Source organism: Paenibacillus sp. Soil522 (assembly GCF_001428245.1).
Lineage (GTDB): Bacteria > Bacillota > Bacilli > Paenibacillales > Paenibacillaceae > Pristimantibacillus.
This window is the reverse complement of record NZ_LMRV01000077.1, coordinates 102,767-127,456: the sequence shown is the minus strand read 5'-3', so window position 1 is coordinate 127,456 and position 24,690 is coordinate 102,767. Positions and strand designations below refer to the sequence as shown.

The following is a 24,690-nucleotide window of genomic DNA, read 5'->3' as shown; positions in this document are numbered from 1 at the left end:
GCTGAAACCCTACATCATGCCGCCCATTCCGCCCATTCCGCCCATATCAGGCATGCCTGGTTTGTCTTTTTCTGGCTTGTCGGCAACAACTGCTTCAGTTGTCAGGAACATAGCCGCAACGGAAGCTGCGTTTTGTAGTGCCGAACGCGTTACTTTAGCAGGGTCAACGATACCTGCTTCGAACATGTTCACCCATGCGCCGGTAGCTGCGTTGTAGCCTACGCCGATTTTTTCGTTTTTAAGACGCTCAACGATAACGGAGCCTTCTTGGCCTGCGTTAGCTGCAATTGTGCGGATCGGCTCTTCAAGGGAACGAAGAACGATGTTAACGCCCGTTTGCTCGTCGCCATCTGCTTTAACAGCAGCAACAGCGCTATATACGTTAATGAGGGCTGTACCGCCGCCCGATACGATACCTTCTTCAACCGCTGCACGAGTGGAGTTGAGGGCATCTTCGATGCGGAGCTTGCGCTCTTTCAATTCTGTTTCTGTAGCTGCGCCGACTTTGATTACTGCTACGCCGCCGGACAGTTTTGCAAGACGCTCTTGAAGCTTCTCACGGTCGAAGTCGGAAGTTGTTTCTTCCAGTTGAGCGCGGATTTGGTTCACGCGGGCAACGATGTCAGCGGAGTTGCCGCTGCCGTCAACGATAATTGTCGTTTCTTTTGTAATGCGGATTTGACGAGCGGAACCAAGCGATTCAACGCCAGTCGATTTCAGCTCAAGGCCGAGCTCTTCTGTAATGACTTGGCCGCCTGTTAGAGCAGCGATATCTTGAAGCATAGCTTTACGACGGTCACCGAAGCCTGGAGCTTTAACCGCTACGCAAGTGAATGTTCCACGAAGCTTGTTAACTACTAGTGTAGCTTGAGCTTCACCTTCTACGTCTTCAGCAATGATTAGCAATTGTTTGCCGGATTGAACGACTTTCTCAAGAACCGGAAGGATCTCTTGAATGCTCGTAATTTTTTTGTCAGTGATAAGGATGTAAGGGTTGTCGAGAACCGCTTCCATTTTATCTGTATCTGTGATCATGTATGGAGATACATAACCGCGATCGAATTGCATACCTTCTACCACTTCAAGCTCTGTTACGAAGCCTTTCGACTCTTCTACAGTGATAACGCCGTCGTTGCCGACTTTTTCCATTGCTTCTGCGATCAATTGGCCTACTTCATCGTCAGCGGACGAAATCGAAGCAACTTGTGCAATTGAATGTTTGCCTTCAATAGGTTTCGAGATTGCTTTCAGCTCTTCAACAGCAGCCTTAACCGCTTTCTCGATGCCTTTGCGGATAACCATAGGGTTAGCGCCAGCCGTTACGTTTTTCAAGCCTTCGCGAATCATCGCTTGTGCAAGAACAGTAGCGGTAGTCGTACCATCACCTGCTACGTCGTTTGTTTTTGTTGCTACTTCTTTAACGAGTTGAGCGCCCATGTTTTCAAAAGCGTCCTCAAGCTCGATTTCTTTCGCGATGGTTACGCCGTCATTCGTGATGAGCGGGCTTCCGAATTTTTTCTCAAGTACAACGTTACGTCCCTTTGGACCTAGTGTTACTTTAACTGCGTTTGCAAGTGCGTCAACTCCGCGCAGCATTGCGCGACGAGCGTCTTCGCTGAATTTAATTTCCTTAGCCATTAACGTAAAACCTCCCAAAAATAGTTTAAGTAGAACTGCTTAGTCTTGCCTTCTATGTGTCCCGAAGCGGGCTGCTATTCAAAAATCGCGTGAATTTCGCTTTCTTTCATAATCAAATACTCTTTGCCATCGTATTTGATTTCAGTACCTGCATATTTGGAGAAAAGAACGCGGTCGCCTTCTTTAACTTCCAAAGCAACACGAACGCCATCTTTCAGCGTACCGCTGCCAACTGCTACCACTTTACCTTCTTGCGGCTTTTCTTTTGCCGAATCCGGCAATACGATACCGCTAGCGGTTGTTTCTTCTTTCGCGATTGCTTCGATCAATACGCGTTCACCCAAAGGTCTGATCATTGAAAATAGCCTCCTTCAATATTTGTCGCTTCTTTTATTCTCGTTAGCACTCGAAACCTTCAAGTGCTAACAACTATTTTTATCATACTCATTTTCAATGTTAATTTCAAGTGCTTGGTTTTAAATTTTCCGTTAATTTACACTCTCCCCGATGCAGCAGCAATCATTTCCGTTTCGACCTTCTGTTTAACCGTTCACGCGAATCACATTCCCGCCGCAAGATTCCCCATTATGATCCCGAACAAACTTTTGATCCAAGCGTTCAAAATCAAGCGCAGCCTGACAGCGGCAAATAAAAAAGGGCTATCTCAAAAGATCTAACAACCTGAGAGACAACCCTATTGAAAAAAATTGAATTAAACCGCCGCCCGCCGACGAACGATGCTTGGCCCAAAAAAAGCCCCTGCAGCCATTTGGCTTCCGAGTCAGCCCCTGCTTTTTAAACCTGCTTCAAAGCCGTGTCTATGCCAAAAGCTTGTCCCGACCATGCCTTCTTCGAAGTCCATGCCTCTTCTACGCCGCTCCAGAACGGATGCTCGCCCGGCAGGCCCAGAGGCAAAAATACCTCGGAGCATAAATAAAGGCTTCCCGTCGAAATATAACGCTCGCCGATATCCGGCTGATGGCCGCATAAGCCGATCGTCAGCCAGCCTTCCGGCGAAAAGTTGCCAGACATGTCCATCGTGCGGCGAATGACTGCCGTCAATGCGCAGCGCACCTGCGGCGCGCTGACGCCTACCGGCAAAGCATCAAGCAAGGCGCTTTGGGCTAAGCTCTGGAAAGCGCCGAAGCGGTAAGCCAGCGATCGTCCAATCGGCGGATACGTTCCATCGGGTGCAATCAACCGCTCCAGAACGGCCGCATAGCGCCGGGCACGGTCCGTAACCGCAGGCCGCATCGCGTCCCATTCCCCGTATTGATCGCCTACCGCGGCAAGCACATCAACCAGCATCGGCTGGATCACGAAGCTGTTGTAATAATCCCAATGAAATTCCGGTCCGTCGCCATAGGTCCCATCACCCAAATACCACTGCTCATGCTGCTTTAGAGCGTAATCGATCCGCATAGGATCCCAGTCGCTCTCTCCCAGCTTAAACAAGGCCGCCTCGATCGTTGCCGCAAATAGCAGCCAATTCGAGAAAACAGGCTTCCTCGTCCGCGTTTGCTTCAGCGCCGCAATCACATTTGATTTCACGCGCTTCTCAAGTCTCTCTCCTAACTCTTCAGGAGCCCGCAGGATCGCTTGCGCCAAAAAAGCCGCGTCGACAATCGGCTGAAAGCCATCGCTAAAGTTCATATAATCCGGCGATGCCGGATCGGTGCCGGCATCTATGGCTTCACGGGCAAGCACGGCATAACGGCTGCGCATCTCCTCCTCGGCCCCGGAAAGCCGCCGATTCTCTAACCACGGGGCCATGCCGGACAGGAGCCGTCCAAGCGCTTCTAAATGCGTATATTTTGCCCGGTCAGCCAAAAGCGCCGCCGATGCTGCAGCCCTTTCCGCTTCATTCGCTCCGTCAGTCTCCGCGATTTCAATCGGCATCCGTTCTTTGAGACGGCGCTCGGCAAGCGCCGCGAGTACAGGCTTGCTAATGGCTAACAGCTGCTCCAGCCAATATTCGCGATCCGGAATCGGACTGCCGATCTGAGGTCTGCTTTTCAATGTCATTCCTCCTCCGTTCTACCAAAAAGTTACGGAATTTCCTCTTAGCCGCGCCAAGCCTTCTACAAAGAAATAATCGCCGTATATAAGCGGCACATCCATATTTCTCCGCTCCGGATAATGGCTTGTCCCATGCAGGATCAAGCCTTCTTCCGCCTGATTGTCCCAAGCTCCGTAATTCTCGAACATGGAGCGCAGTATTCTCTCTCCAGCCGCTTGATACAGCTCCGACTCCTCTTCCGGGACCGCTCTCGCAATTTCAAGCAAGCCGCAGGCCGCGCAAGCGCCTGCCGATGTGTCGCGAAACCGCTCGACGCCCGGCGGCAAACGGAAATCCCAATGCGGCACGGAGTCCTCAGGCAAATTCGCAAGGAAGAAATGCGCAACCCGCTTCGCCGCTTCCAGGTATCTAGCCTCGCCCGAATACCGGTAACTAAGCGCCATTCCGTAAATCGCCCACGACGCGCCGCGTGACCAAGCCGAATTCGGCGCAAAGCCTTGGCCGCCGTTTACGCTTTCGAATTCACCGGTTTGCGGATCAAAGATCACGATATGATTGACCGAGCCATCCGTCCTGATAAAATAGTTCAGAACCGTATCCGCATGAGCCATCGCCAAATGCTTGAATCTCGGATCGCCGGTCGTTTCGCTGGCCCAATATAGCAAAGGCAAATTCATCATGCAATCAATGATCGCCCAGCCTTCGTTGCGGTCGCCTTCGCTCCATGGATTCCATGCTCTTATATAATTTCCTTTTATATTAAAACGGCCGCTCAATACGCTCGCAGCAAGCAGCGCGCGTCTGCGCGATTGCTCCTCGCCCAGCAGCTTATAGCGGGCTACGCTCGTAAGCGACCACATGAATCCGATATCATGATCCAATCGGTCATACCCGGCCAGCACCTCATCGAGCTGCTGCTCGCATGCCTCGGCAATGTCCTTATAGCGGTCATCCTTCGACTCCGAATCGCGGTACAATAACCAAAGCAAGCCCGGCCAGAAGCCCGCCGTCCACCAGTGGGGCGCTTCCAGCACATAGGTCCCGTCCACGCTTGCATGCGGAAATCTTGCGCCGATGCGGCTGCTCGTTCTCGTTACCTTCTCATGTACTTTCTCCCAAGCGTCATTTACCCAATTGATCTGTTCCATGTCCATTCCCTCTCCTAGCAGCAATTTAGTCATATTATGAGTCAAATTGAAAAATAAACGTCGCAGTCAAAGGCACCCCTGCAGCGGCTGCTCCTTGAAAATCAAGCGTATACCAGAACCGCTCGCGTCCGAAATGATCGATATCGCTTCGTGAAGTTACGATAGGCTTCCATACCTTATGATCGTAGGCAATGCTTAATTGACGACTCCCTAATAGGAGAATTCGTCCTTCCTTAACCAACTCGGGAGCAAGCAGCGTGATGAACCGCTCCGTAACGAGCCTCTCTGCCGGCTCACCGCTGCCTGCCGAAAACAAAATCGTGTCGGTCAGCGTTAAGGCCGGCAGACCGGTTTTCTCCCAGTGGAACCGGCGCTCCAGCTGCTCAAGCTTGGAATACCCGTAAGCAGAGCTTAATTCCAAAACAAGCTGATCATACCGCCCGCCGGTATAGATCTCCTTGACTGTTGCATGGAACGAAGGCCCATTTTGCTGATGAAAGCCGTCAATAACCGGGACCGAATGTCCTTGGGAACCGTTGCACCAAAGCATGTACCGCTCAGGGCCAAAATACTGCGCCGTATACTTACCGCTGCCCAAATCAGCCAAATAAGCTTGTCCGTCCGCATGCACGATAAAGTGGCCCACATCATTATGGTTGTGAGGCTCCTCATTGTGGCCGCCCTTAGCCGCAAAGCTGCAGCTGCCGCCATCCTTACTGACATGTCTGGACAAAAGCCACTGCACATCGGGCAAATAATGCGATTCGGCAGGCCAGATCGCTTTTTTACCGGAAGCCTCCATCCATGAATCCTTAAGCCAAAGCAAATTTCGGATCGCAGGCGCCCATCGGCCGCAGTGATCTGCTGAATAGTCTGCTCTAAGGCTCGCATCTGGTACGGTCACCTCTTCATATTCACGGTGCAAGCAGCAGCTAAGCCCCATAAAGATACCGCTTTCGGAAGGCGAATCAGAGAAATTGACGACGGTACGGCCGCCTGTAAAACATTTCTGCTGAAAGAGTGCGATCTCCTTTACCTTGCTTGAAGCAAATAGGTTGATTTCGCCGTCTGTCGCCGCCTTTAAGAGCTGAGCGAAATAAACGTAGTAACCGAAACCGTACTGCCAGTACAAATAACCCTCCGCGCACGCCCCGTCTTCCCCAAAGCCGGTCAAATAGCAATCAAGCGATGCGAGCACCCGCTCGAGCACCCCGGACAGCCGCTCTGAATCGTCTATGAGATGGAGTGCGGCAGCGCCAACCGACCCTGCGCATACCGCGGACCAGTTGTGCTCAGCCGTCTCCCACCCGTATGGGCCCTGCTCCAAAAAAGGACACAAAATCCGCAGCTCTACCTCGGCCTTTATCCGTTTGCGCAGCAATTCAGGCAACCGGTCTCCCCATAACCATAAAATCTCACTAAGCGCAAAGCCTGTCTCAGCAGCAAATAAATCGATGTCCGGCCTCTCTGCTCCCGCATTAAAATGGGCAGGCAGGCACCATGTAAACTCATTGCAAACCGACCAAATAACATTTAGCGCTGCAGCTTCATAAACCGCATTATCCGGCTCCAGCAGCGCCATGATGACGAAAGCGTTCAGCCTCTTGCGCCGTTCAAAATAAACACGCTCATACGCTAACCGCTCGCCCGTATCGCCGTATATGCGAAAGAGCGCATACGTAAGCTCAGGATCCGGCGTCTGCACAAACCGTTCAGCTTCCGCCTTGATCTCCTCAAGAAGTGTCCGATTCGATTCAGACGCAAGCAAACTTGCCGCCAGCCCTTCAGCTGCGCCGTCCAAAGTGAGCAGCGCTAGCCCGCGCTTTCTGCTATACTCAAGTATCTCCTTTATCAGCTTGCGTTTCATGATTTATATCGCTCCTATTCTTTTAGCCCTTGTTCAATTGACAAAGTAAGAATGAACTATAATTTCATCTATTTGTTTATCCAAACTCTCCTCAAATGGCAGGAGAACGAATCTGAATGAAGACCATTTATCATTTTAGCAACGCCGTCATTCGTATCCATACTACTATTTTGACTACAATTAAAACTATTTTTACTTCCCGCTCAAAAATATTGCCTAAGCCGTTACCCTTTTCCCCCTCCAAACACACTCCCTTCCATAACTGCATCGGCAGTTTATTCCAATATTATTTGCAGAAGGGAAGCTTGTCTACCTAAACTTCCTTATTATTTTGATGACCTATGCCGCTATATTGATTTTCTTCTCTTTGCAAAAAAATACCGTACAGCGAGCGCTCGCGTACGGTATTTCTCAGTTCCGGCTAATTATCCTTATATTGCAATCCGCCCATAATGAACGCCGTCAATTCCTCGGTCATGATTTCAAGCGTTGGAGGCTCATCCTCGAGCAATACGGCCCAATATTCCATATGTCTATGATATAACAGTGTGCCGACGATGTTCATCAATGTAGTATCTAATGACCGGAAATGAAACAGACCCTGCTCCCCGCCCTGCTTAAGCCACCTGCGAAGCAGCCTCCACGTCGGCATGACATGCTCGCGTATTTTTTTAATGCGGTCCGTGTTCATTATAATTTCCTGCTGGATGATGCATACCAGCTCCTTATCGCTGTAACGAAACTTCGTTACCTCGCGAATGATGAGCTTTATACCCTGCACGGGATCCAGGGAGGGGTCTACCCCGGCAATTTGATAGTTAGGAATAAAACTCTCGAATATCGCGCCGAACATATTTTCTTTACCGCCAAAATGATACGACACGAGCGCGACGTTAGCGCCTGCTTCCTCGCATATTTGCCGAACGGTCGTTTTTTCAAAGCCGTATTGGGCGAACAGCTTTTTGGCCGCTAACAATATTCTAATTTTTATATCCGCATCTCCTGTTGTCATGACGGTCCTCCATAGAAGCGTATTTCTTTTATTTTGTCGTATTTGCAGACAAACAGCAAGACCGGGTTTACTCTTATCGTCTTTGTCCGGCAATGACCGCGGATGGCTGCTGCTGGGGAACAGCTTGACGTTTCACCGCTACGGCTAATGCGCTAACCGCTAGTGCAATAACTGCGATTATGCTGAGCGTCAATGCGTCAGACGTTGCAGCCGGACCGCCGAACAAGATGTTCATCGTGCCCTCTACCGCATAAGTAGCCGGAAGGGCATCGCCAAGCTTGATATAGAAATCAGACAGCAATTCACGCGGTACGATTGCGCCCGAGGTAACAAGCTGTGCCGACAAAGCGATAATATTAAACAGCATGCCGGCCATCCCGAACATGTAAAGAAACATTTGGGAAACGAATATGAAGGTTAACAAGAACAGCAGCTGAAACAGCCAAATATGAAGGAACCCTTGAGCCATTTGGCCGCCAAAGGATGCAAGCAGGGTCGAGCCCGCTAACGATACGAGCACGGCTGCCGCAACATTCATCATGCTTCTTGCGGCAAAACGGTGCCATCTGCCGACAGTCGCGCTTACGGCCATTGAAGATTGCTCAAAGTTCATCCCCATGATCATAGCGCCGACATAGGAGGCAAGCACCATCATCATCGGTACCATCTGGTTGTTCATTCCTTGTACCGCATTCGTAGTTTGGATATCGGTCGTGACGCGCTGCGATAATCCTTGCGCTGCTGCCGTTGCCTGTTCGGCCGGCATACTCATATTGCCCAGCACCGTTTGAATGCCGCTGGCAACCGCTTGACGGTTAACCTCCGCCGTTATTTGTGCCGCAGCGCCGCTCATGATGCTCTTAATAAGCGCCGGATTCGATTCATTGATGAAATATTGGATGGAAGCTGAACCGTCTGCCGCTGTCGACTTCTGTGAGAAATCTGCCGGCACATACACAACCATCTGAAGCTCACGCTCGTTTAGCTGCTGCTTTGCCTCGTCGATGCTGTCAACCTGTCTCATATCGAATGGCGAATTTTGTATTAAATTGCCCGCAATCTGTTGTCCCATCTGCTGATCCTCATTAACGACCGCAATTTTCAGCTGCTCGACGCGATCCGTGACGCCGTTGTAGCCCGTCATCCAAATGACCGAGAAAATAACCTGAAACATTAATGCGGTAATCATGCCGATCCATGTTGTCGGACGTTTCATAAAAGCTTGCAGTGCGTTTTTCATGCTTATCCACTCCTGTTCTCTATTTAAACAACCGTTTTAAACGTTTGTTTAAATATTACGCAGGATGGTTTGTTTTGTCAATAAAAAAAAGAAGAGGACTTTTTCCCCTTCTTCCTTCTAGACCTTATTATACGATTCCCCATACTCCGCTTCCCATTTGGCATCAGCCGCCAGCTGTTTTTTGTGAACCATTCCGGATAGAAACACGCTTACTTCATACAAAATGATTAATGGGATGGCCACTAAAATATCAGATATGAAATCCGGCGGCGTAATCATAACTCCTATAACCACCATTATGAAATAGGCAAGGCGGCGCATTTTGCGAAGCCGCTTCGGATTCACCAAACGGATAGCCGTAAAAAACATGATGACGAGCGGCAGCTCGAATAGGAGCGATATCGGAATTAATAAATTAAACATAAACGTAAAATATTGCGCGATGCCATACGTTTCCTCAAGGTTCAAATGCTGCGAGATCGTTCTTGTAAAGTTGAACGCGAGCGGAAACACGACAAAATACGAAAATGCCAACCCGATTAAAAACATAATGAGAGCGAAAGGAACGTATTTCAGCGTGGAACGCTGCTCGCTCTTGCGCAAAGCCGGCTTGACGAATGCCCAAAGCTGATAGGCAATGACAGGCAGTGCCAAAATCAAAGCGATGACGAATGCGAATTTCATGTACATGCCTATTCCATCCCACAGTGAAAACGTATGTAAGGAAATCGTATTTGCCGGCTTTTGGCTCATTAGAAAGTTATAGGTAGGCTGCGCGAATATGATTCCGAGGACCAGGCCTACTGTTAGTATGATAAGCACGTAAAAGATTCTCTTCCGCAGCTCTCCAATATGCTCTAGAAGCGGCATGAGCCCTTCCTCGCGAAAAATCGCTTTACGTGACATCCGCTCCGATTTATTGCTTTCTTCCGTTCCCACCTGCGCTAGCCTCCTTTACCTGCTGTTTACTGCCTTTTGTTCAAGAAAAAAGCGGGCCCGATTAATCCGGAAGCCGCTTATTGTCTTTATCCATATTTTCCGAGCGATTCACTTCAACCCGGCTAGATTCCTTATCCTTGCGATCATCGTCGTCCATGATTTCTCTGGCTCCAGACTTAAACTCACGCAGCGTACGTCCAAAAGCACGGCCAAGCTCTGGCAGTTTATTCGGTCCAAACAGAAGCAAAGCGACCAACACGAGCAGTATGATACCCGTTGCACCTATTCCTGACATTTCGTTAACCTCCTCAAATCTTTACGCAGTAAACCTGCTTTGTAAGCGTCAATAACTAACAGCTATTTAAACCGCCGTATCCCATGCTGATGATATCTTCGCGAGCAATCGTATCGCCCGCCAGAATACGCGGCAGAAGAACATCGAAGGACGTATACGGATCATGCATAACGCAGCCTGGCAAGCCCATAATCGGAACTCCGTTTAAATAACCGATAAGCAGCATTGAGCCTGGCAGCATTGGCGTCCCATAGCTTACGATATCTGCTCCCGAGGCTTTAATCGCGCCTGGCGTGCGATCGTCGGGATCTACCGACATTCCGCCCGTCACTAGTATCATATCATACCGTTGATCAAGCAAATAGTGTATTTCCTTGACAATTGTTTGTCGATCATCGGGAGCAAACCTCTGCTCCCCAACCTCTGATCCCAGCTCCTCCAGCTTGCTTCTTACGGCCGGACCAAATTTATCTTCGATTCTGCCGTTAAAGACTTCTCCGCCTGTCGTTATCAGTCCTACGCGAAATTTACGGAAAGGGCGTACGCGCAGCGGCGACGCGCCTTCATTTGCCCGGCGGTATTCATCAGCCAGCCGCTCTACAGTTTCAACCTTCGTTTTAGGGACAACAAGCGGGATCGCTCTCGTCGCGGCGAGCGGCTGTCCCGGCTTAACGACTGTATTCGTCTTGACCGTAGCTAGCGCAATTTCACCTAAAGCATTTATGGCATCAACAATTCCTTTGTCTATCTCCGCCAAGCCAAGCTGATTCGATTTGATGCTCACCTTGCCTTCATGCGGCTCGGATAGCAGCAGTTGATCGCCATATAAAGCTTCAGCCATTCGAATCGCGGCATCATCCTCATGAAGCTCGTCTTCCCCAAGCTCCATAATATAAATATGCTCTTTGCCGATATCGAGAAGATTTGGGATGTCTGCTTCCGTCACGACATGGCCTCTTTTGAACAAGCGCCCCTTGAACGTACCGGGAATAATTCGCGTCAAATCATGAGCCAAGCGCAGTCCAACCGCATCGTATACCGACACCTCTCTAAGAATAGTCGATCCTAGCTGCTCTACGCCTTCCTCTGTTTGCTGCTTTTGGCTCATACGCTATGCTCCCCCAGTTGTCCGGATAAAATGCCCAGCGCATGCGGCAATTGATCCATGATCGCCATTAGGCTCTCATGGACGCCCTTCGGACTTCCAGGAAGGTTAATGATGAGCGAGCTGCCTCTAATGCCGCATACTCCCCTTGAGAGCATTGCCCGTCTCGTTTTCTGGAGCGCTCCCATACGCATCGCTTCCGCAAGCCCAGGAACAGCACGGTCAATGACTTTAAGCGTTGCTTCAGGAGTAATATCGCGCTCCGCAAGACCTGTTCCACCAGTTGTAAGCACAAGATCGGCATGGAAATACTCGGTCATTTCAATGATAGCTGCCATAATTTCATCCTGCTCATCCGGGACAATCCGGTAATCGATAATTTCGCCGCCCAGCTCTTCCTCAATTAACTCACGAATAACCTGTGCGCTCGTATCTTCACGTTCCCCGCGTGAGCCTTTATCGCTTGCTGTTAATATTGCTACCTTCCACCGCATCTACCATTCCTCCCATCCCTAATCTGCTTACGAGTTTGTCGAAATTCGATAATCGCCGCTTTTACCGCCCGTTTTGGAAACGAGCTGCGTCGGCCCAATGATCATATCCTTTTGCAGCGCCTTGCACATGTCATACACCGTTAGAGCTGCGGCAGACACGGCTGTGAGTGCCTCCATTTCAACACCTGTTTTTCCAGTAGTCTTTACAGTGCCTTCTATGTAAAGCTCATCCGTCCCATTATCGCTGAATATCACATTTATGCCTGTAAGCGGAAGCGGATGACACATTGGAATCCAGTCTGCTGTTTTTTTGGCGGCCATTACTGCAGCAACCTGAGCCACAGCCAGCACATCGCCCTTCCCGATCTTGCCTGCCTTGATTTGTGCTAATGTATCCGGGTTCATCGTAACTCTGGTTTGAGCGACTGCCGTGCGTGAAGTGACTTCCTTATCGGAGATGTCCACCATGCGCGCTCGGCCCTGCTCGTTAAAATGTGTCAACTCCACCTCTATCGCTCCTTCTGGCGTAAACGGCTGCTCCACCCTCTAGCGGAAACAGCTTCGTTTCGCGATGATTGCTTTCCTCAAATCTTGCGCTATAGCAAATAAACGTCTTGCTCGGTAATCATTCCACTCATCATTAGATCATGCTCTTCGAGAGGAACTTTAGCTATGAGCTGTGCTTCGAACGACATGCCAAGCCACAAGGTCCGGGCTTGCCCGCCGGCTCCTCTAATAACCGTTTCCGCAAAGCGGTCATAATATCCTCCGCCGTAGCCAAGGCGTCCGCCTTGGCGATCGAAGGCGAGGCCCGGAACAAACACGACATCCGGTGCATAGCCATCGTCGATTGGCGGAGTCACGGCAGGATTCGGCTCCATAATACCGTAGGCACCAGCCATAAGATCGTCCCAGCTCCGCAAATAATGCAGCGTCATTGAGCGGTCCTCCGCGATGCATCTTGGCGCAATCACGTCACGCCCCGTCCGCCAGCCCCATTCAATGAGACGGGATAGATCAAGCTCGCTCCGAAAAGATAGATACACCATAAACGCTGTTACGGAGCGGCTCTCCAGCAAAGCTTCCGCTTTCGCGCAGGCAGACTGTGACCACAATTTCCGCTGCTCAGACGATAAACTGTTCCGTTTTATTTCCATCTCTTTTCGTATGTAAGCCTTATCGCCAAATCGATTTCGTTCAACCAAAAGCATTCACCTATTCTACTTCCCATCATTTTCTTTCATTAATTGTAGTTTACCACTGTTATGCAACTTTCGCCAATGCCGGCGCTTGTTTATGGTACACTAATGAGTAGGGTAAGCATCCTTTCTTTACAATTATTTGTTGGAGGTTTCATAATGCTGCTGCAGGTTTCTAACGTTACAAAGAGCTACGGCGTAAATGTCGTATTATCCAATATTTCCATGCAGGTGCTGGAACGGGAACGAATCGGTCTCGTAGGCGTAAACGGCGCCGGCAAATCAACGCTGCTAAAAATTATTGCAGGCGAAATGTCTGCTGATTCGGGCGCTGTCCATAAAGCAAAAGAAACAAAAATTGGCTATCTCGCTCAGAACAGCGGCTTACAATCCAATCGAACCATCGAAGCGGAGATGCGTGCTGTATTTTCCCATTTAATCGAAGCCGAGCTGGAGCTTCGTGAGCTCGAAATCAAAATCGCTGATCCTGCCCTTCATGAGGACGAGAAACGCTATGCGGATACTCTCGACCGCTACGCCAAGCGTTCAGACTGGTACCGTGAGCAAGGCGGCTTCGAAATCAATACGCGCATTAACAGCGTTCTTCACGGGATGGGCTTCGGAAGCTTTCCCGCTGATACATTAATCTCAACGCTAAGCGGCGGCCAGAAAACCCGGCTTGCTTTGGCGCGTATTTTGCTTCAAGCGCCGGATTTGCTCATGCTTGATGAGCCTACCAACTATCTCGATATTGAGACATTAACCTGGCTGGAATCTTATTTGCGCGGTTATTCGGGCGCTATTCTAGTTGTATCCCATGACCGGTACTTTCTTGATGCGCTCGCCCAAACGATTATTGAGATCGAGCGTCATACCTCCAAGCGGTACACTGGAAACTACAGCCGATATATGGAGCTGAAAGCTGCCGATTACGAAATTAATATGCGGCAATTCGAGAAGCAGCAGGATGAAATTTCGCGCATGGAGCAATTCGTTCAGCGCAACCTCGTGCGCGCTTCGACAACCAAGCGAGCGCAAAGCAGGCGTAAAGCGCTGGACAAAATGGATCGACTGGACAAGCCGCAGGGTGATTTGAAGAAAGCCCATTTCTCATTTGAAATCGAGCGTTCTACAGGTAAAGACGTACTGGCGATAAATGATGTTTCCGTTACTTTTCCTGGCAAGGATACTCCTCTGTTCCGCAATGTTTCCTTTCAGCTTACCCGTGGCGAAACCGTCGCGTTGCTTGGCCCTAACGGTATTGGAAAGTCAACCCTGCTGAAGGTTATTGTCGGTCAAAATGCGCCGACAACTGGTACGATTCGATTTGGAACCCATGTCAAAATCGGCTACTACGATCAGGAGCAAACGAGGCTGAACGCCCAAAATACGGTTCTTGAAGAGGTTTGGGGCAGCTATTCCCATATGGAGGAAGCACGTATACGTACCGTGCTCGGCAATTTTTTATTCAGCGGCGAAGATGTATTGAAACGGATTTCGTCGCTTAGCGGTGGCGAGAAGGCTCGTGTTTCGTTAGCCAAGCTCATGCTTGCTCAGGCCAACGTGCTTATTTTGGATGAGCCTACCAACCATCTCGATCTTTTCAGCAAAGAAGTGCTTGAAGCCGCCTTGCTTGATTATGAAGGAACATTGCTCTTCATTTCACATGACCGTTACTTCCTGAACAAGATGGCTGAACGCATTGTCGAACTCAAACCGTCAGGAACCGATCATTTCCTAGGAAATTATGACGAAATGATAGAGAAAAAAAATGAAATCGAAGAAGCGCGGCTCGAGGCGCTGTCAAAACAAGCTTCAGGCTCGAAATCTTCAGCTATTTCCGACAATGCGCCTGCAAACTCCTACGAGGCTGACAAACAAGCCAAACGGGAAGAACGCACGAGGCAGCGCAAAGTCGAACAATTAGAGCAAGAAATAGCGTCGTTTGAGCAGCAAATTACCGAGTTGGAGGAGCAGCTTGCTGATCCTGCCATTTTCAATGATTATATCCGCATTCAAGAAATCCAAGCTGCCTTGGAAGCCCGCAAAGCCTCTGTATCGGCCGCCTATGAGGAATGGGAGCAATATATGTAAGAAATAGGAGAGAGGACGGATAGGTAATGGACGCCGATTCTAAACAAGAGCTTTCTGACCGCCTGCTGCAATGGGTGCTTGAAGCTGTACACCCGCAAGCTTCGGTTCAATCCATTAATCGTCTGCATGGCGGTATGTCGTCCCTTGTCCATAGCATTGCGCTGCAAATCAAGGGAGTCGAATCAAAAGTCGTTTTACGGCAATTCGACAATGCCGAATGGTTGCGCCAAGAGCCCGATTTACCGCTGCATGAATCGGAAAGCCTGCGATGGGCGGCGAAAACGGGCGTACAAACACCACGAATCCTTGCTTTTGACAAGACTGGTAGCGAATGCGGAATACCTGCTGTATTGATGTCTCAGCTAGTTGGTGCTGTTGTCCTGCAGCCGCCTGATCTGAACCAGTGGATAGATGGTTTGGCGGAAGCGCTCGCTCAGATTCATACCGTCGCTGCTGACCATTTTCCCTGGACCTATTTCACATACAATGACATTTCTTCCTTACAAGCTCCGTCCTGGTCCAGCTATTCTGAGTCTTGGCACAAGGTCATTACATTGGTTAAGGGACCACGGCCAGCTGTGAAGCCCTGCTTTATTCATCGGGATTATCATCCGACCAACGTACTGTGGTCGGGCAACAAAGTGAGCGGTGTTGTCGATTGGGTCAATGCATGCCAAGGACCTGCCGGAATCGACATTGGCCATTGCCGGTTAAATTTAGCTCAGCTCTATGACGTTGCGGCTGCTGATGCTTTTTTGACAGCATATGAGAAATATGCCGGCTCTACATTTCAATATGAGCCCTTTTGGGATCTCCTGTCTTTAATTGAAGTCCTCTTCGGACCACCATCTGTATATCCAGGCTGGCCCGCATTTGGAGTAACCGGACTAACCGATTCGTTAATGGTCGAGCGTTTGGACTGCTACATGCTCAGCTTGCTGGAAAGAGCAGCCAACCAGTAAAACCGGAATATCTGTTTATATGTTTTAGGGCTTTAACACGAAACGGCAGGCTAAGGAATTCCTTAGCCTGCCGTTTATAATTAACCCGTTAAATGCTTAATTCTGTAAATGAAAGGAATGAAGCATCCCGAATCTAATATTTTGCGACTAATATTGTTCTAAGCTTATCAAGCCTAAACGCTGAGCCTCTTTTATCGCTTCCGAGCGAGAACGGACATTTAATTTATCGAAAATACGCGATAACTGATATTCCACGTTTCTCTGGCTCACATGCAGCATGACAGCCAGCTCCTTATTGCTAACGCCAGTTGCTACCTCATGCAAAATCGTTTGCTCTTTCTCGTTGATCGATACATCCTCAATGGTTACTTCCGAACGCCCAATCGTTACCTCATGACGCCTAAGCTGCTTTAATAGTGAGATGGGAATAACCGATTCCCCTCTCATCGCACACCTGATCGCATTATGCAGCTGTTCCCTGGATACCGTCTTTGATATAAAACCGGAAACACCCGACTCGATGAGCAAATTAAAATGCGAACCAATCTCGTAGCCGGAATAAATAATAACCTTGCGCTCGGGATCCTGTTGAATGAGACGCTTCGTTAATTCTAATCCGCTAATGCCTGGCATATTCAGATCACATAATATGAGATCGAAATGGTCGATTTGTACGATATCCAGAGCTTCAATAGCGGATAAAACGACCGATACCGACATCTCGGAATCTTGCTCTATCATATTTTTTGTCCCTTCCCCAACGGAAGGATGGTCATCAACTAATAAGATACGAATCACGCGATATACCCCTCTCCGATCTGCCGGTTGTCATGATTTCTGGCAACAAAATAACAACCTCTAGGCCGTTACCGCGCTCTGAATAAAATGATATGTCTCCTTCAAGACCCGTCACCCGCTCTTTAATGCCTGACAAGCCCATATGCTCAAAAGAAACAATCATTTGATTGACATCCATACCGACACCATCATCTTGATATCGGAAATATATAGTTCCTTTGCGTAGTTCAAGCTCGAGAATAACTAATTTTGCGTGCGAATGCTTGTCCGCATTGCGGAGTAATTCTTGTACGATACGGTAAATGGCCGTGATTTGCTCCTCATTGAGCGGTCGATTAAATGATTTTGCACGGAAATCGACGGCAAAGTTCACGCGCATCTGAGTATGCTCGATAATAGATTCAACCGCCTCAACTACGCCCATCTCTTTCAACAGCGGTGGACGCAGCTCGTTGCAGGTTTCACGTATTTGATGGATGACGTCAAGGAGTCCTTCCTTTATGTCCTCTAGCTCGTGTCCAAGTTTATCGGAAATCGGATAATCCATCATGATAGCTTCCAGCTTACGGTACCAGAGTAGCTGATCCTGCAGCGCTGAGTCATGCAAATCCGCGGCAAGCTTTCTTCTCTCGTTCTCAGATAGGCAGAACAGAAGACGCAGCACCCATGGCGAGGTAGAATGCTCTTTGCGAACTTCAGACTCCAGATCCTCGATTAATCCCTCGATTAAGTATAGGTTTTCAAATACGATGCTGGCATAGTTCGACATCGTCTTTAACCAACGAATCTCGTCAGAGTTAAAGCGGGTGTGGTTCGTTTTCATACCGATCCATAATATATGGTACCTTGACCGCTGCCTGCCTATAACAAGGCCCAACCCGTAAGGCAGTTCGATTAACTCGCCAACCTGCAAGGAATTTACTGTTCCCAGCAAAAATTCCGCGGTGATGAGCTCCTCGGGATGCTCTCCCATCGGATATACCGTGTTCTCCGATTGCTCCACTAGTAAAAAAGTAATTCGTTTAACCGGCAGGAGCTCTGATATTTCTTGTTTAAGGACTGCTTCCAAATCTGTCTGCTTCATCACTCTGGCAACTTTACGCGAGAAGCGGTCAAGACTATCCTGGTAGCTGTACATCGCCTTAAAAAGCTTAGGTCTAAAGCGCTGATCAATTTGTTCCTTCGCATATAAAAACAACGTCATTCCGATGTAAATGACAAAAAACACGCCAAACCATGCGGACCATGACGGACCTTTCTCCCCTAGCATTACAAACGCTACAAGTGCTGACACAATAATCGATGGAACCAAGGCAAGCGCTGTATAGTATTTGAATCTCGTTAAAATAAAATCGATATCAAACAATTGATTTGAGGTTGAAAGATAAAAATAGACGATTGGCAGAATGAACAGGAAAAGCGCTGTAAACGCAGCAGGCAAAATTTGGCTTTGCCCTATAATTTGAGGAAGCAAATTCAATGCTGCAAATGGTGTAAATGCAACGAGATGCGAAATTAAAGTAATCGTAAACAATGAATGTAATTTCGTATGCCGATGTTTAAAAAACTTGCGTACAAGCATTAATACGCACACTAAATTGCCTAAAAGCACAATACCGCTAAAGGCCATCTCAATGTAGCTATACACTTCAATGGAAAATAAATTAGTCCAAATGTAGAGCAAGCTAGCAGCTCCCACTATCCCAACTACTCCGAATAGCGTTCGTAATAACCCCTTGCCAATAAAATGAACGTCAAATCTTTGCAAATAGCTATTCATGAAACTCATGAACAACAATGGTATAGCCGGCAATACAAGATAAATAATTGTGATTCCTACAGGATCGCTTCGATAGGAAGCAGCCGAGCTATAATAACTAATCCCGATTGAAATAAAAAATAGAATGAGCATAATTGCGGCTTTGTCGTTTCTGCGCTTCACATACAGAAATCCTGAGAAAGCACAAAAAATAACAAGTGATATACCCGGGATGTACAATTGAATCAATAGTTCCCATAGCGAATGATCACCTGCCCAGCCTTTAGGAAAGGCTATCTTTTGCTGAACATTGTCTTTATGCAGAATAAGAACATGATCAGCGTACTCGATCGAATTATATTTTTTTACATTTCGAAATTCTCTTACGGGTTTACCGTTTACTTCTAGTATTTGGTCGCCTATCTGGATTCCCTTTAACTCTGCCTGACCCGCCGGTTCTATCGATTTAACCATATACCGATCGCCCGATTCCTTAATCAGAACGGCACCTATCGACGGAATTCTTACTATAACTGAGGTCAAGTAGAATAACGACGTAAGAAATAATGCTAGGAAGAGGGTTGCAATAATGCGGTTCCATAGTGTAAGTTTCATGCTGTCCTCTTCCCTTCAAACTTAATCAAATCATTAGCTCCACATATAAGCGTAACCGCTATTTTTCTCGTTTTTTTGCTTTAGCTCACCAAGAAGAGCTTTTTGTTCTGCTGCGGAAACACCTGCTAGCTGCATTTGACCACCCATGGTCATGGACATTTTTTCTGTGCTGCTTACCAATTGACGAATCGTTTCTTTTAACATTCAAACTCCTCCGCTTCTCTACTAAAATAGTATTATTGGTACACGTATCTACTATAACAGGAAACGAATCGACAATAAACGCAAAAGTGATTGGTATTTACCGAAATGACTTTTGCGTGATTTGTTATTATGCATTTTTTTGGTTTATTATCTGCAGAAATGTCGATTTCCAAGGACTTATTTCCTGAATAGAGTCTAGTAATTCCTCAAACCGATTGTAGTGCATCCTGCTCATGACAGAACCATATAAAATAGTGCCGGTCCTTTCGCATGTTTCGAGAAAAAGCTCGCGCTTTGGCGCAATGTCTTCAGCAGATATATTTCCTTGAAAATAAGCTTTAATCCATTGATCCTCTTCCGCATCTCCCTCGAGTAAATACATGGTAAGCAGGGTGCGTTTCCGCTTCAGGAAGTCACTTTTGTCATCCCAACGCAGTAAATCACGGAGGTCATTTTGAATTTGGGCCGCTATTCCTATCTCAGTCGCGTATTCCGCAACTACGTTATTCCATGGCTGGCCTGCCAGTATGACGCCGGCCATGCAAGCGAACTGCAGCAGCGCCGCTGATTTTTGCTTAACCATGTCCAAGTAGGATTGTTCATCCGTCATTTCATTCAAAATGTCGATCATTTGACCGTTTGCAGCCTGAAGCAGCTTAGCATTCATCATTTTCAGAAGGGCCATTTGAATTTCATCATTTGACGTACTGTCTAACATCGCTTGCTGCGACAACGTGAGGATGGCTGAAGCGACATGAATCGCTACAGGCTGAGGCGCCTGCATCCACGGCTTATGCGGAGCGTCCTGATCCTGCAAATCGTCCAATATATCAGACGCCAAAATAAACAGCTCCACTGCCGCAGCAGCCTTGTACGCTTCATCGCCTTTGCCGCCGAACATACGATAGTGAATAACCGTCAGCTGCCCAAATCGAATAGATTCAGCCAGCTTGTCCTCAATAAAGAGCTCTGCGAAACGGGCAAGAGGTTCAGCTGTAAAAAAACGCTGAACCTGCTTTCGCATTTGTTGACTAATGAGTGGAATGCAATTGTTCACAATCGATCCTCCGACAATCATAATCATTTTATTATACTATGAAATCGTTAAGTGAACATACGGTGAAGGACCGTTACTAATTGACCTACCCAATTAAGTGTCATTATGCCGCAGCAGTCGTCGATGCGTTTGCGCTTTTTGTCCGAACGGTTCTCTTGCTTCTGATTCTCCCCCTCATTTAATTGATTCATTAAGCTAGCAATCATCTCCATTCTCTTTTCTAACAGCTTTCTGCGCTCGAGTGACGGACCTCCGATGTAATCGCGATGATCCATTTACTTAAAAGCCCTCCTTGAGGTTACGTATACAGTTATCAGTCTCTGCCGAATCCACCTTCTCCTTATACGCTAACACTCCTATTCATTTCAACTGCGTGATGCATATAAACGGCTTCCATTGTCATACCGCCGCCCGGCAATTGTGCAATCAGCGTCGACGGATTATCGCAAGTAATAAATTCTCCCTTACGCATAACGCAAACACGATTGCAATTACGTTGAATTTCCTCCATATCATGCGAGGCGACAACGATTGTTTTCCCCTGCTGCTGAAGCAGCTGCAGCAACGACCAATAATCCTTTTTGGCTTGTGGGTCAAGGCCCGTTGTCGGCTCATCCAAAAATATAATTTTCGGGTCATTTACTAATGCGATCGCTAATGCCGTGCGTTGTCTCCAACCGCCTGATAGACGCTTTACTAATCTATCCGAATACTGGCTAAGTCCGAACTGTTCAATGATACGGTCTAAATCAGATTTCCGTTTATAGAAGCCTTGAAAAAGCTCCATTGCCTCTCGAACATTCATTTTATCGACCAAAGACGTGCTTTGCAGATGGATTCCGATGTCTTCCTTCAACCGTTCTGCTTCAAGCACCACATCATGACCGTATATCCGGATGCTGCCTTGGTCTGGCATACGAATGCCCATTAGCATTTCAAGCAGCGTCGTCTTTCCAGCGCCGTGTGTGCCGATAATGCCGAAAATTTCTCCTTCATTTACTTTGAAGGATACTCGATCCACTGCCTTATTCGCACCATAGTACTTGCTGACCGAACTTACCTGAATGATCGTTTGCTTATCCATCCCTTGGTTAACCTCCATTCACACTTAGAAATTGCGAGAGCTATTTGATTTAAGGTGAGTTTTATGTTTAAAATGCGTCATAGTTTCACGATAACGCATAACACTTATTTTTTCACCGAAAACCTATCTGGTATTTCACGCAAAATTTTTGCGTGACCGCAATGAAAGCGCAAAACGGAAGGAAAACCTTAGTCTTAATTCCACTTTTTCGAAAAATGGGCTATCCACAGTTATCCACAAAGATATCAACAACTCTGTATAAATTGTTAGTTAATTCTGTCGATAGTACAGGAGTATTACAGTAGTATTTTCGCGGATTTCGTCGTTTTATAGGTACAAACTCATACGTTTTTAAAATTTTATCCACGTTATGCACATTATCCACATTCACATCATGAAAAAAATATCCCCTTTTCGCTCACATTGTTTAGCTTTAGTAAATCCAGTATTTTCGGGCTTTTCATCGTTTTATACACAGAAACGTACCCGATTGTGGATAACTTTGTGCACAACACTAATTTTGGAAAAAATAATGTTTATTTTGCTGCCAATTCACGATAAATTCAAGGAGCGCTCTTTCGAGACGCCCCCATTCATCAAATTGATTGTAATATTGAATGATTTTGTTCAAAAACAACCTCTCCCTTGAAGGTTATTTCGAATTAATCTTAGTTCTGTCAGTTAGCCGCCCTACTTGGGCTAGCATCAACATTTCTGCTTCCCGTTGTCATAACCGCTTGATTGCATGCTGCGACATAGGCCTGCGCCGCTGCAAGTACGATGTCGTTATGGATGGAGGTGCCGCGGAAGCGCTGCTGCTTGTGCACAATGCTGACAACTGCTTCCCCATAAGCGTCCTCGCCTGTTGATAAAGAATGCAGCTCCAGATCCTCGAACTCGGCTGCAACCGGAATCGCTTGCTGGATCGCATGGATAACAGCCTCAAGCGGGCCTGCTCCCATCGCAATATACGTCTGCTCCGATCCACGCTCATTTTCACGAATCGTTACCGTTGCCGTGCGCGAACGCTGCGTTCCGGCATGAACATGCAGATCAACCAGCACGTATGGATCTGGCTGCGTCTGTGTCAGCTCGCCGGCAATACGAATCAGCTCATCGTCAGTGACAATTTTTTGAGCATCCGCCGTTTCCTTGAACTTCTCATACACATCCTGCATTTGAGCATCGGACATCTCGATGCCGAATTCAGAAAGGCGATGCTTAATAGCATGGCGACCGGAATGCTTGCCTAGAATAATCATGTTCCGCGAGATACCCATTGATTCCGGATCCATGATTTCATACGTATTGCGGTTTTTCAGCAGGCCGTCCTGATGGATGCCCGATTCATGTTGAAACGCATTGCGTCCAACGATCGGCTTATTATAAGCGATAGGGAAGTTCATAGCGCGGCTGACCATTCGTGACGTTTCGTAAATCTCTCCAATTTGAATGTTCGTTTCCGCTTGAATCGCGTCCTTACGCGTTTCAAGCGCCATAACCAGCTCTTCCAAGGAACAGTTGCCCGCTCTCTCGCCGATTCCGTTTACGGTTACTTCAATCTGCGTAGCGCCCGCATGGATGGCTGCAATGCTGTTGGCTACCGCAAGGCCAAGGTCATTATGGCAATGCGCGCTGTATCTTACAAGGTCGCCGCCTCTAGCCTGTGTCCGAACAGCGCGGAACAGCTCGCTCATCTCCTCGGGCATCGCGTATCCCAGTGTATCGGGCAGATTAATAATTGTCGCTCCTTCGGCAATTACCGCCTCTACGAGCTGGATAACAAAATCTCTGCCTGATCGCGTGGAATCCATCGCAGAAAATTCAATTTCATCAACGAATTGCTTGCCGTAGGCGACCATATCCCGGGCAATCTTAACAACCTCGTCACGTGATTTGCGCAGCTGATGGTTAAGATGAATGTCCGACGAGGAGATGAATAAGTGAAGCCGTCTTCGAGCCGCATCCTGCGTCGCTTTAACGGCAGCGTCGATATCCAGCTTTACCGCTCTTGCAAAACCGGCGATCTCAACATGCTGCAGCTCGCGGGAAATTTGCTGTATGGCTGCAAATTCGCCAGGACTCGACACCGCAAAGCCGGGCTCAATGACATCTATTCCCAGCTTGCCAAGCTGGCGGGCAATAATGATTTTACGTTCCGGATCGATGGAAGCGCCGGGCGATTGCTCGCCATCACGCAGCGTCGTATCGAAAATTTGGATTTTTTTCAATTCGTTTGTCATGGATATAGCCTCCTAAAGGTTGGTTGGTTATCATAAAAGGGTTAAATTTATACGCTCTTAAATTTGTACAAAAAAAGCTCGTCATCTCCTTGTAAGAGACGACGAGCTTTACGCTGCCGTGGTACCACTCTAATTGACCGGTCCTTGCCGCAGAAGCTTGGCGAAGCCGCCTCCAAAAAGGCAGCCTTGCTGCTTGCTGCGGGGATCCGAGCCCGCTTAAATGCCCGATGACGGCGGCTGGCCGTAACAGTGTAGGCGCCGGCTGTAACAAAACAACCTGTTTCCACTGTTCCGCTCCCAGGCGAGATTCAAACCTCAGCTTCGACTGCGTCGCACCACCCCGCAGCTCTCTGTACGATTTCGATTTTCTCATTGATTTACAATGAGCATCCTCGAAATTCGCTTTGCCAGCCTATTGTTCTACTGCTCCTGTTCATAGCGTTTCCACTCTATGTTGTTTTTTGCTATTTGTCTAAAGGTCATATCATTCACTTCCAAGTCAACAAGAAAAGCCTGTCGTCTCTTGAATCAAGAGACGACAGGCTATAATAGACCCGCGCGGTACCACCCTTGTTGACACCCATACGTTCGCAAACGAGCAGGGATGCCCAACTTAAGCATATGGCCAACTCCGGATGTTGACTCACATGCACCCGATTACGGCGGTTAACCGTAACAATGTACCTGCATGGCTGATCAGCATTTGAAAAATGCCGCCATCGTTTCCACTGTTCCGCTCCCAGGCGAGCTTCAAGCATCCTTCGACTGCGTTGCACCACCCCGCAGCTCTCTGTGTTACAGCGACGTATGAATGAGACTCACTCACATCCGCGCTGCCGACAATCCCGGACAAGCTTTACTATTCCTGTTCCTTGCGTTTAAAAAGTATGAACTTGAAGTATTGTTGCCTATTATAT

24 protein-coding genes are annotated in these 24,690 nt (G+C 48.0%); 2 read left to right on the top strand and 22 right to left on the bottom strand.

Annotated features, from left to right (window positions below; translation table 11 throughout):
- Window positions 1-9: 9 nt before the first annotated feature.
- From groL to ASG81_RS24040, 13 genes are all read right to left on the bottom strand, one after another.
- Window positions 10-1,638 carry a chaperonin GroEL gene (gene groL / locus ASG81_RS24100; protein ID WP_056640368.1) on the bottom strand — a complete coding sequence of 543 codons (1,629 nt, stop codon included), beginning with the start codon at window positions 1,636-1,638 and terminating at the stop codon, window positions 10-12.
- A 74-nt stretch (window positions 1,639-1,712) separates the two neighbouring features.
- Window positions 1,713-1,994 (bottom strand): co-chaperone GroES, encoded by a 282-nt coding sequence (gene groES / locus ASG81_RS24095; protein WP_056640366.1) that lies wholly within the window; start codon window positions 1,992-1,994, stop codon window positions 1,713-1,715.
- A gap of 439 nt (window positions 1,995-2,433) precedes the next feature.
- Entirely contained in the window at window positions 2,434-3,663 is a 1,230-nt protein-coding gene (locus ASG81_RS24090) for a DUF2264 domain-containing protein (RefSeq protein WP_056640363.1), read from the bottom strand.
- A gap of 12 nt (window positions 3,664-3,675) precedes the next feature.
- Complete coding sequence (locus ASG81_RS24085) at window positions 3,676-4,812, bottom strand: glycoside hydrolase family 88 protein (RefSeq protein ID WP_056640360.1); 1,137 nt, start codon at window positions 4,810-4,812, stop codon at window positions 3,676-3,678.
- Window positions 4,813-4,840: 28 nt separating this feature from the next.
- A complete protein-coding gene (locus tag ASG81_RS24080) occupies window positions 4,841-6,673 on the bottom strand; it encodes a heparinase II/III family protein (RefSeq protein WP_056640355.1) in 1,833 nt (610 codons plus the stop codon).
- A gap of 421 nt (window positions 6,674-7,094) precedes the next feature.
- The gene (locus ASG81_RS24075) at window positions 7,095-7,685 is read right to left on the bottom strand and encodes a TetR/AcrR family transcriptional regulator (RefSeq protein WP_056640352.1); all 591 of its coding nucleotides are present in this window, start codon (window positions 7,683-7,685) and stop codon (window positions 7,095-7,097) included.
- A gap of 73 nt (window positions 7,686-7,758) precedes the next feature.
- Window positions 7,759-8,925 carry a YhgE/Pip domain-containing protein gene (locus ASG81_RS24070; protein ID WP_056640349.1) on the bottom strand — a complete coding sequence of 389 codons (1,167 nt, stop codon included), beginning with the start codon at window positions 8,923-8,925 and terminating at the stop codon, window positions 7,759-7,761.
- Window positions 8,926-9,042: 117 nt separating this feature from the next.
- The gene (gene tatC, locus ASG81_RS24065) at window positions 9,043-9,831 is read right to left on the bottom strand and encodes a twin-arginine translocase subunit TatC (protein ID WP_056640657.1); all 789 of its coding nucleotides are present in this window, start codon (window positions 9,829-9,831) and stop codon (window positions 9,043-9,045) included.
- 94 nt (window positions 9,832-9,925) lie between these two features.
- A complete protein-coding gene (locus ASG81_RS24060; RefSeq protein WP_056640345.1) occupies window positions 9,926-10,159 on the bottom strand; it encodes a twin-arginine translocase TatA/TatE family subunit in 234 nt (77 codons plus the stop codon).
- Between the two features lie 55 nt (window positions 10,160-10,214).
- Window positions 10,215-11,267 carry a molybdopterin-binding protein gene (locus ASG81_RS24055; protein ID WP_056640341.1) on the bottom strand — a complete coding sequence of 351 codons (1,053 nt, stop codon included), beginning with the start codon at window positions 11,265-11,267 and terminating at the stop codon, window positions 10,215-10,217.
- Complete coding sequence (locus tag ASG81_RS24050) at window positions 11,264-11,758, bottom strand: MogA/MoaB family molybdenum cofactor biosynthesis protein (RefSeq protein ID WP_056640338.1); 495 nt, start codon at window positions 11,756-11,758, stop codon at window positions 11,264-11,266. The genes ASG81_RS24055 and ASG81_RS24050 overlap by 4 nt, the downstream gene beginning before the upstream one ends.
- A gap of 27 nt (window positions 11,759-11,785) precedes the next feature.
- Window positions 11,786-12,265 carry a cyclic pyranopterin monophosphate synthase MoaC gene (moaC, locus tag ASG81_RS24045; RefSeq protein ID WP_056640335.1) on the bottom strand — a complete coding sequence of 160 codons (480 nt, stop codon included), beginning with the start codon at window positions 12,263-12,265 and terminating at the stop codon, window positions 11,786-11,788.
- A gap of 89 nt (window positions 12,266-12,354) precedes the next feature.
- The gene (locus ASG81_RS24040) at window positions 12,355-12,963 is read right to left on the bottom strand and encodes a 5-formyltetrahydrofolate cyclo-ligase (RefSeq protein WP_235549005.1); all 609 of its coding nucleotides are present in this window, start codon (window positions 12,961-12,963) and stop codon (window positions 12,355-12,357) included.
- Window positions 12,964-13,116: 153 nt separating this feature from the next.
- Between ASG81_RS24040 and ASG81_RS24035 the strand changes: the two genes are divergently transcribed.
- Window positions 13,117-15,051 (top strand): ABC-F family ATP-binding cassette domain-containing protein, encoded by a 1,935-nt coding sequence (locus ASG81_RS24035; protein WP_056640328.1) that lies wholly within the window; start codon window positions 13,117-13,119, stop codon window positions 15,049-15,051.
- A gap of 26 nt (window positions 15,052-15,077) precedes the next feature.
- Complete coding sequence (locus tag ASG81_RS24030) at window positions 15,078-16,013, top strand: phosphotransferase family protein (RefSeq protein ID WP_056640324.1); 936 nt, start codon at window positions 15,078-15,080, stop codon at window positions 16,011-16,013.
- 147 nt (window positions 16,014-16,160) lie between these two features.
- On the opposite strand, the gene ASG81_RS24025 is transcribed toward ASG81_RS24030, so the two are convergent.
- From ASG81_RS24025 to ASG81_RS23990, 9 genes are all read right to left on the bottom strand, one after another.
- Window positions 16,161-16,811 (bottom strand): response regulator transcription factor, encoded by a 651-nt coding sequence (locus tag ASG81_RS24025; RefSeq protein WP_056640321.1) that lies wholly within the window; start codon window positions 16,809-16,811, stop codon window positions 16,161-16,163.
- A complete protein-coding gene (locus ASG81_RS24020) occupies window positions 16,789-19,185 on the bottom strand; it encodes an ATP-binding protein (RefSeq protein WP_056640318.1) in 2,397 nt (798 codons plus the stop codon). Before ASG81_RS24020 ends, ASG81_RS24025 begins: the two co-directional genes overlap by 23 nt.
- 33 nt (window positions 19,186-19,218) lie before the next feature.
- A complete protein-coding gene (comX, locus tag ASG81_RS31365; protein ID WP_155971860.1) occupies window positions 19,219-19,389 on the bottom strand; it encodes a competence pheromone ComX in 171 nt (56 codons plus the stop codon).
- A 127-nt stretch (window positions 19,390-19,516) separates the two neighbouring features.
- Complete coding sequence (locus ASG81_RS24015; protein WP_056640315.1) at window positions 19,517-20,446, bottom strand: polyprenyl synthetase family protein; 930 nt, start codon at window positions 20,444-20,446, stop codon at window positions 19,517-19,519.
- Between the two features lie 47 nt (window positions 20,447-20,493).
- On the bottom strand, window positions 20,494-20,721 hold the full coding sequence (locus ASG81_RS24010; protein ID WP_056640313.1) for a hypothetical protein: 228 nt from the start codon (window positions 20,719-20,721) through the stop codon (window positions 20,494-20,496).
- Window positions 20,722-20,786: 65 nt separating this feature from the next.
- Complete coding sequence (locus ASG81_RS24005; RefSeq protein WP_056640308.1) at window positions 20,787-21,530, bottom strand: ABC transporter ATP-binding protein; 744 nt, start codon at window positions 21,528-21,530, stop codon at window positions 20,787-20,789.
- Between the two features lie 677 nt (window positions 21,531-22,207).
- The gene (locus tag ASG81_RS24000; RefSeq protein WP_200961598.1) at window positions 22,208-23,773 is read right to left on the bottom strand and encodes a 2-isopropylmalate synthase; all 1,566 of its coding nucleotides are present in this window, start codon (window positions 23,771-23,773) and stop codon (window positions 22,208-22,210) included.
- Window positions 23,724-24,146, bottom strand: a complete 423-nt coding sequence (locus ASG81_RS23995) for a hypothetical protein (protein WP_056640305.1) — start codon at window positions 24,144-24,146, stop codon at window positions 23,724-23,726. Before ASG81_RS23995 ends, ASG81_RS24000 begins: the two co-directional genes overlap by 50 nt.
- A 270-nt stretch (window positions 24,147-24,416) precedes the next feature.
- The gene (locus ASG81_RS23990) at window positions 24,417-24,626 is read right to left on the bottom strand and encodes a hypothetical protein (protein ID WP_056640301.1); all 210 of its coding nucleotides are present in this window, start codon (window positions 24,624-24,626) and stop codon (window positions 24,417-24,419) included.
- Window positions 24,627-24,690 lie beyond the last annotated feature (64 nt).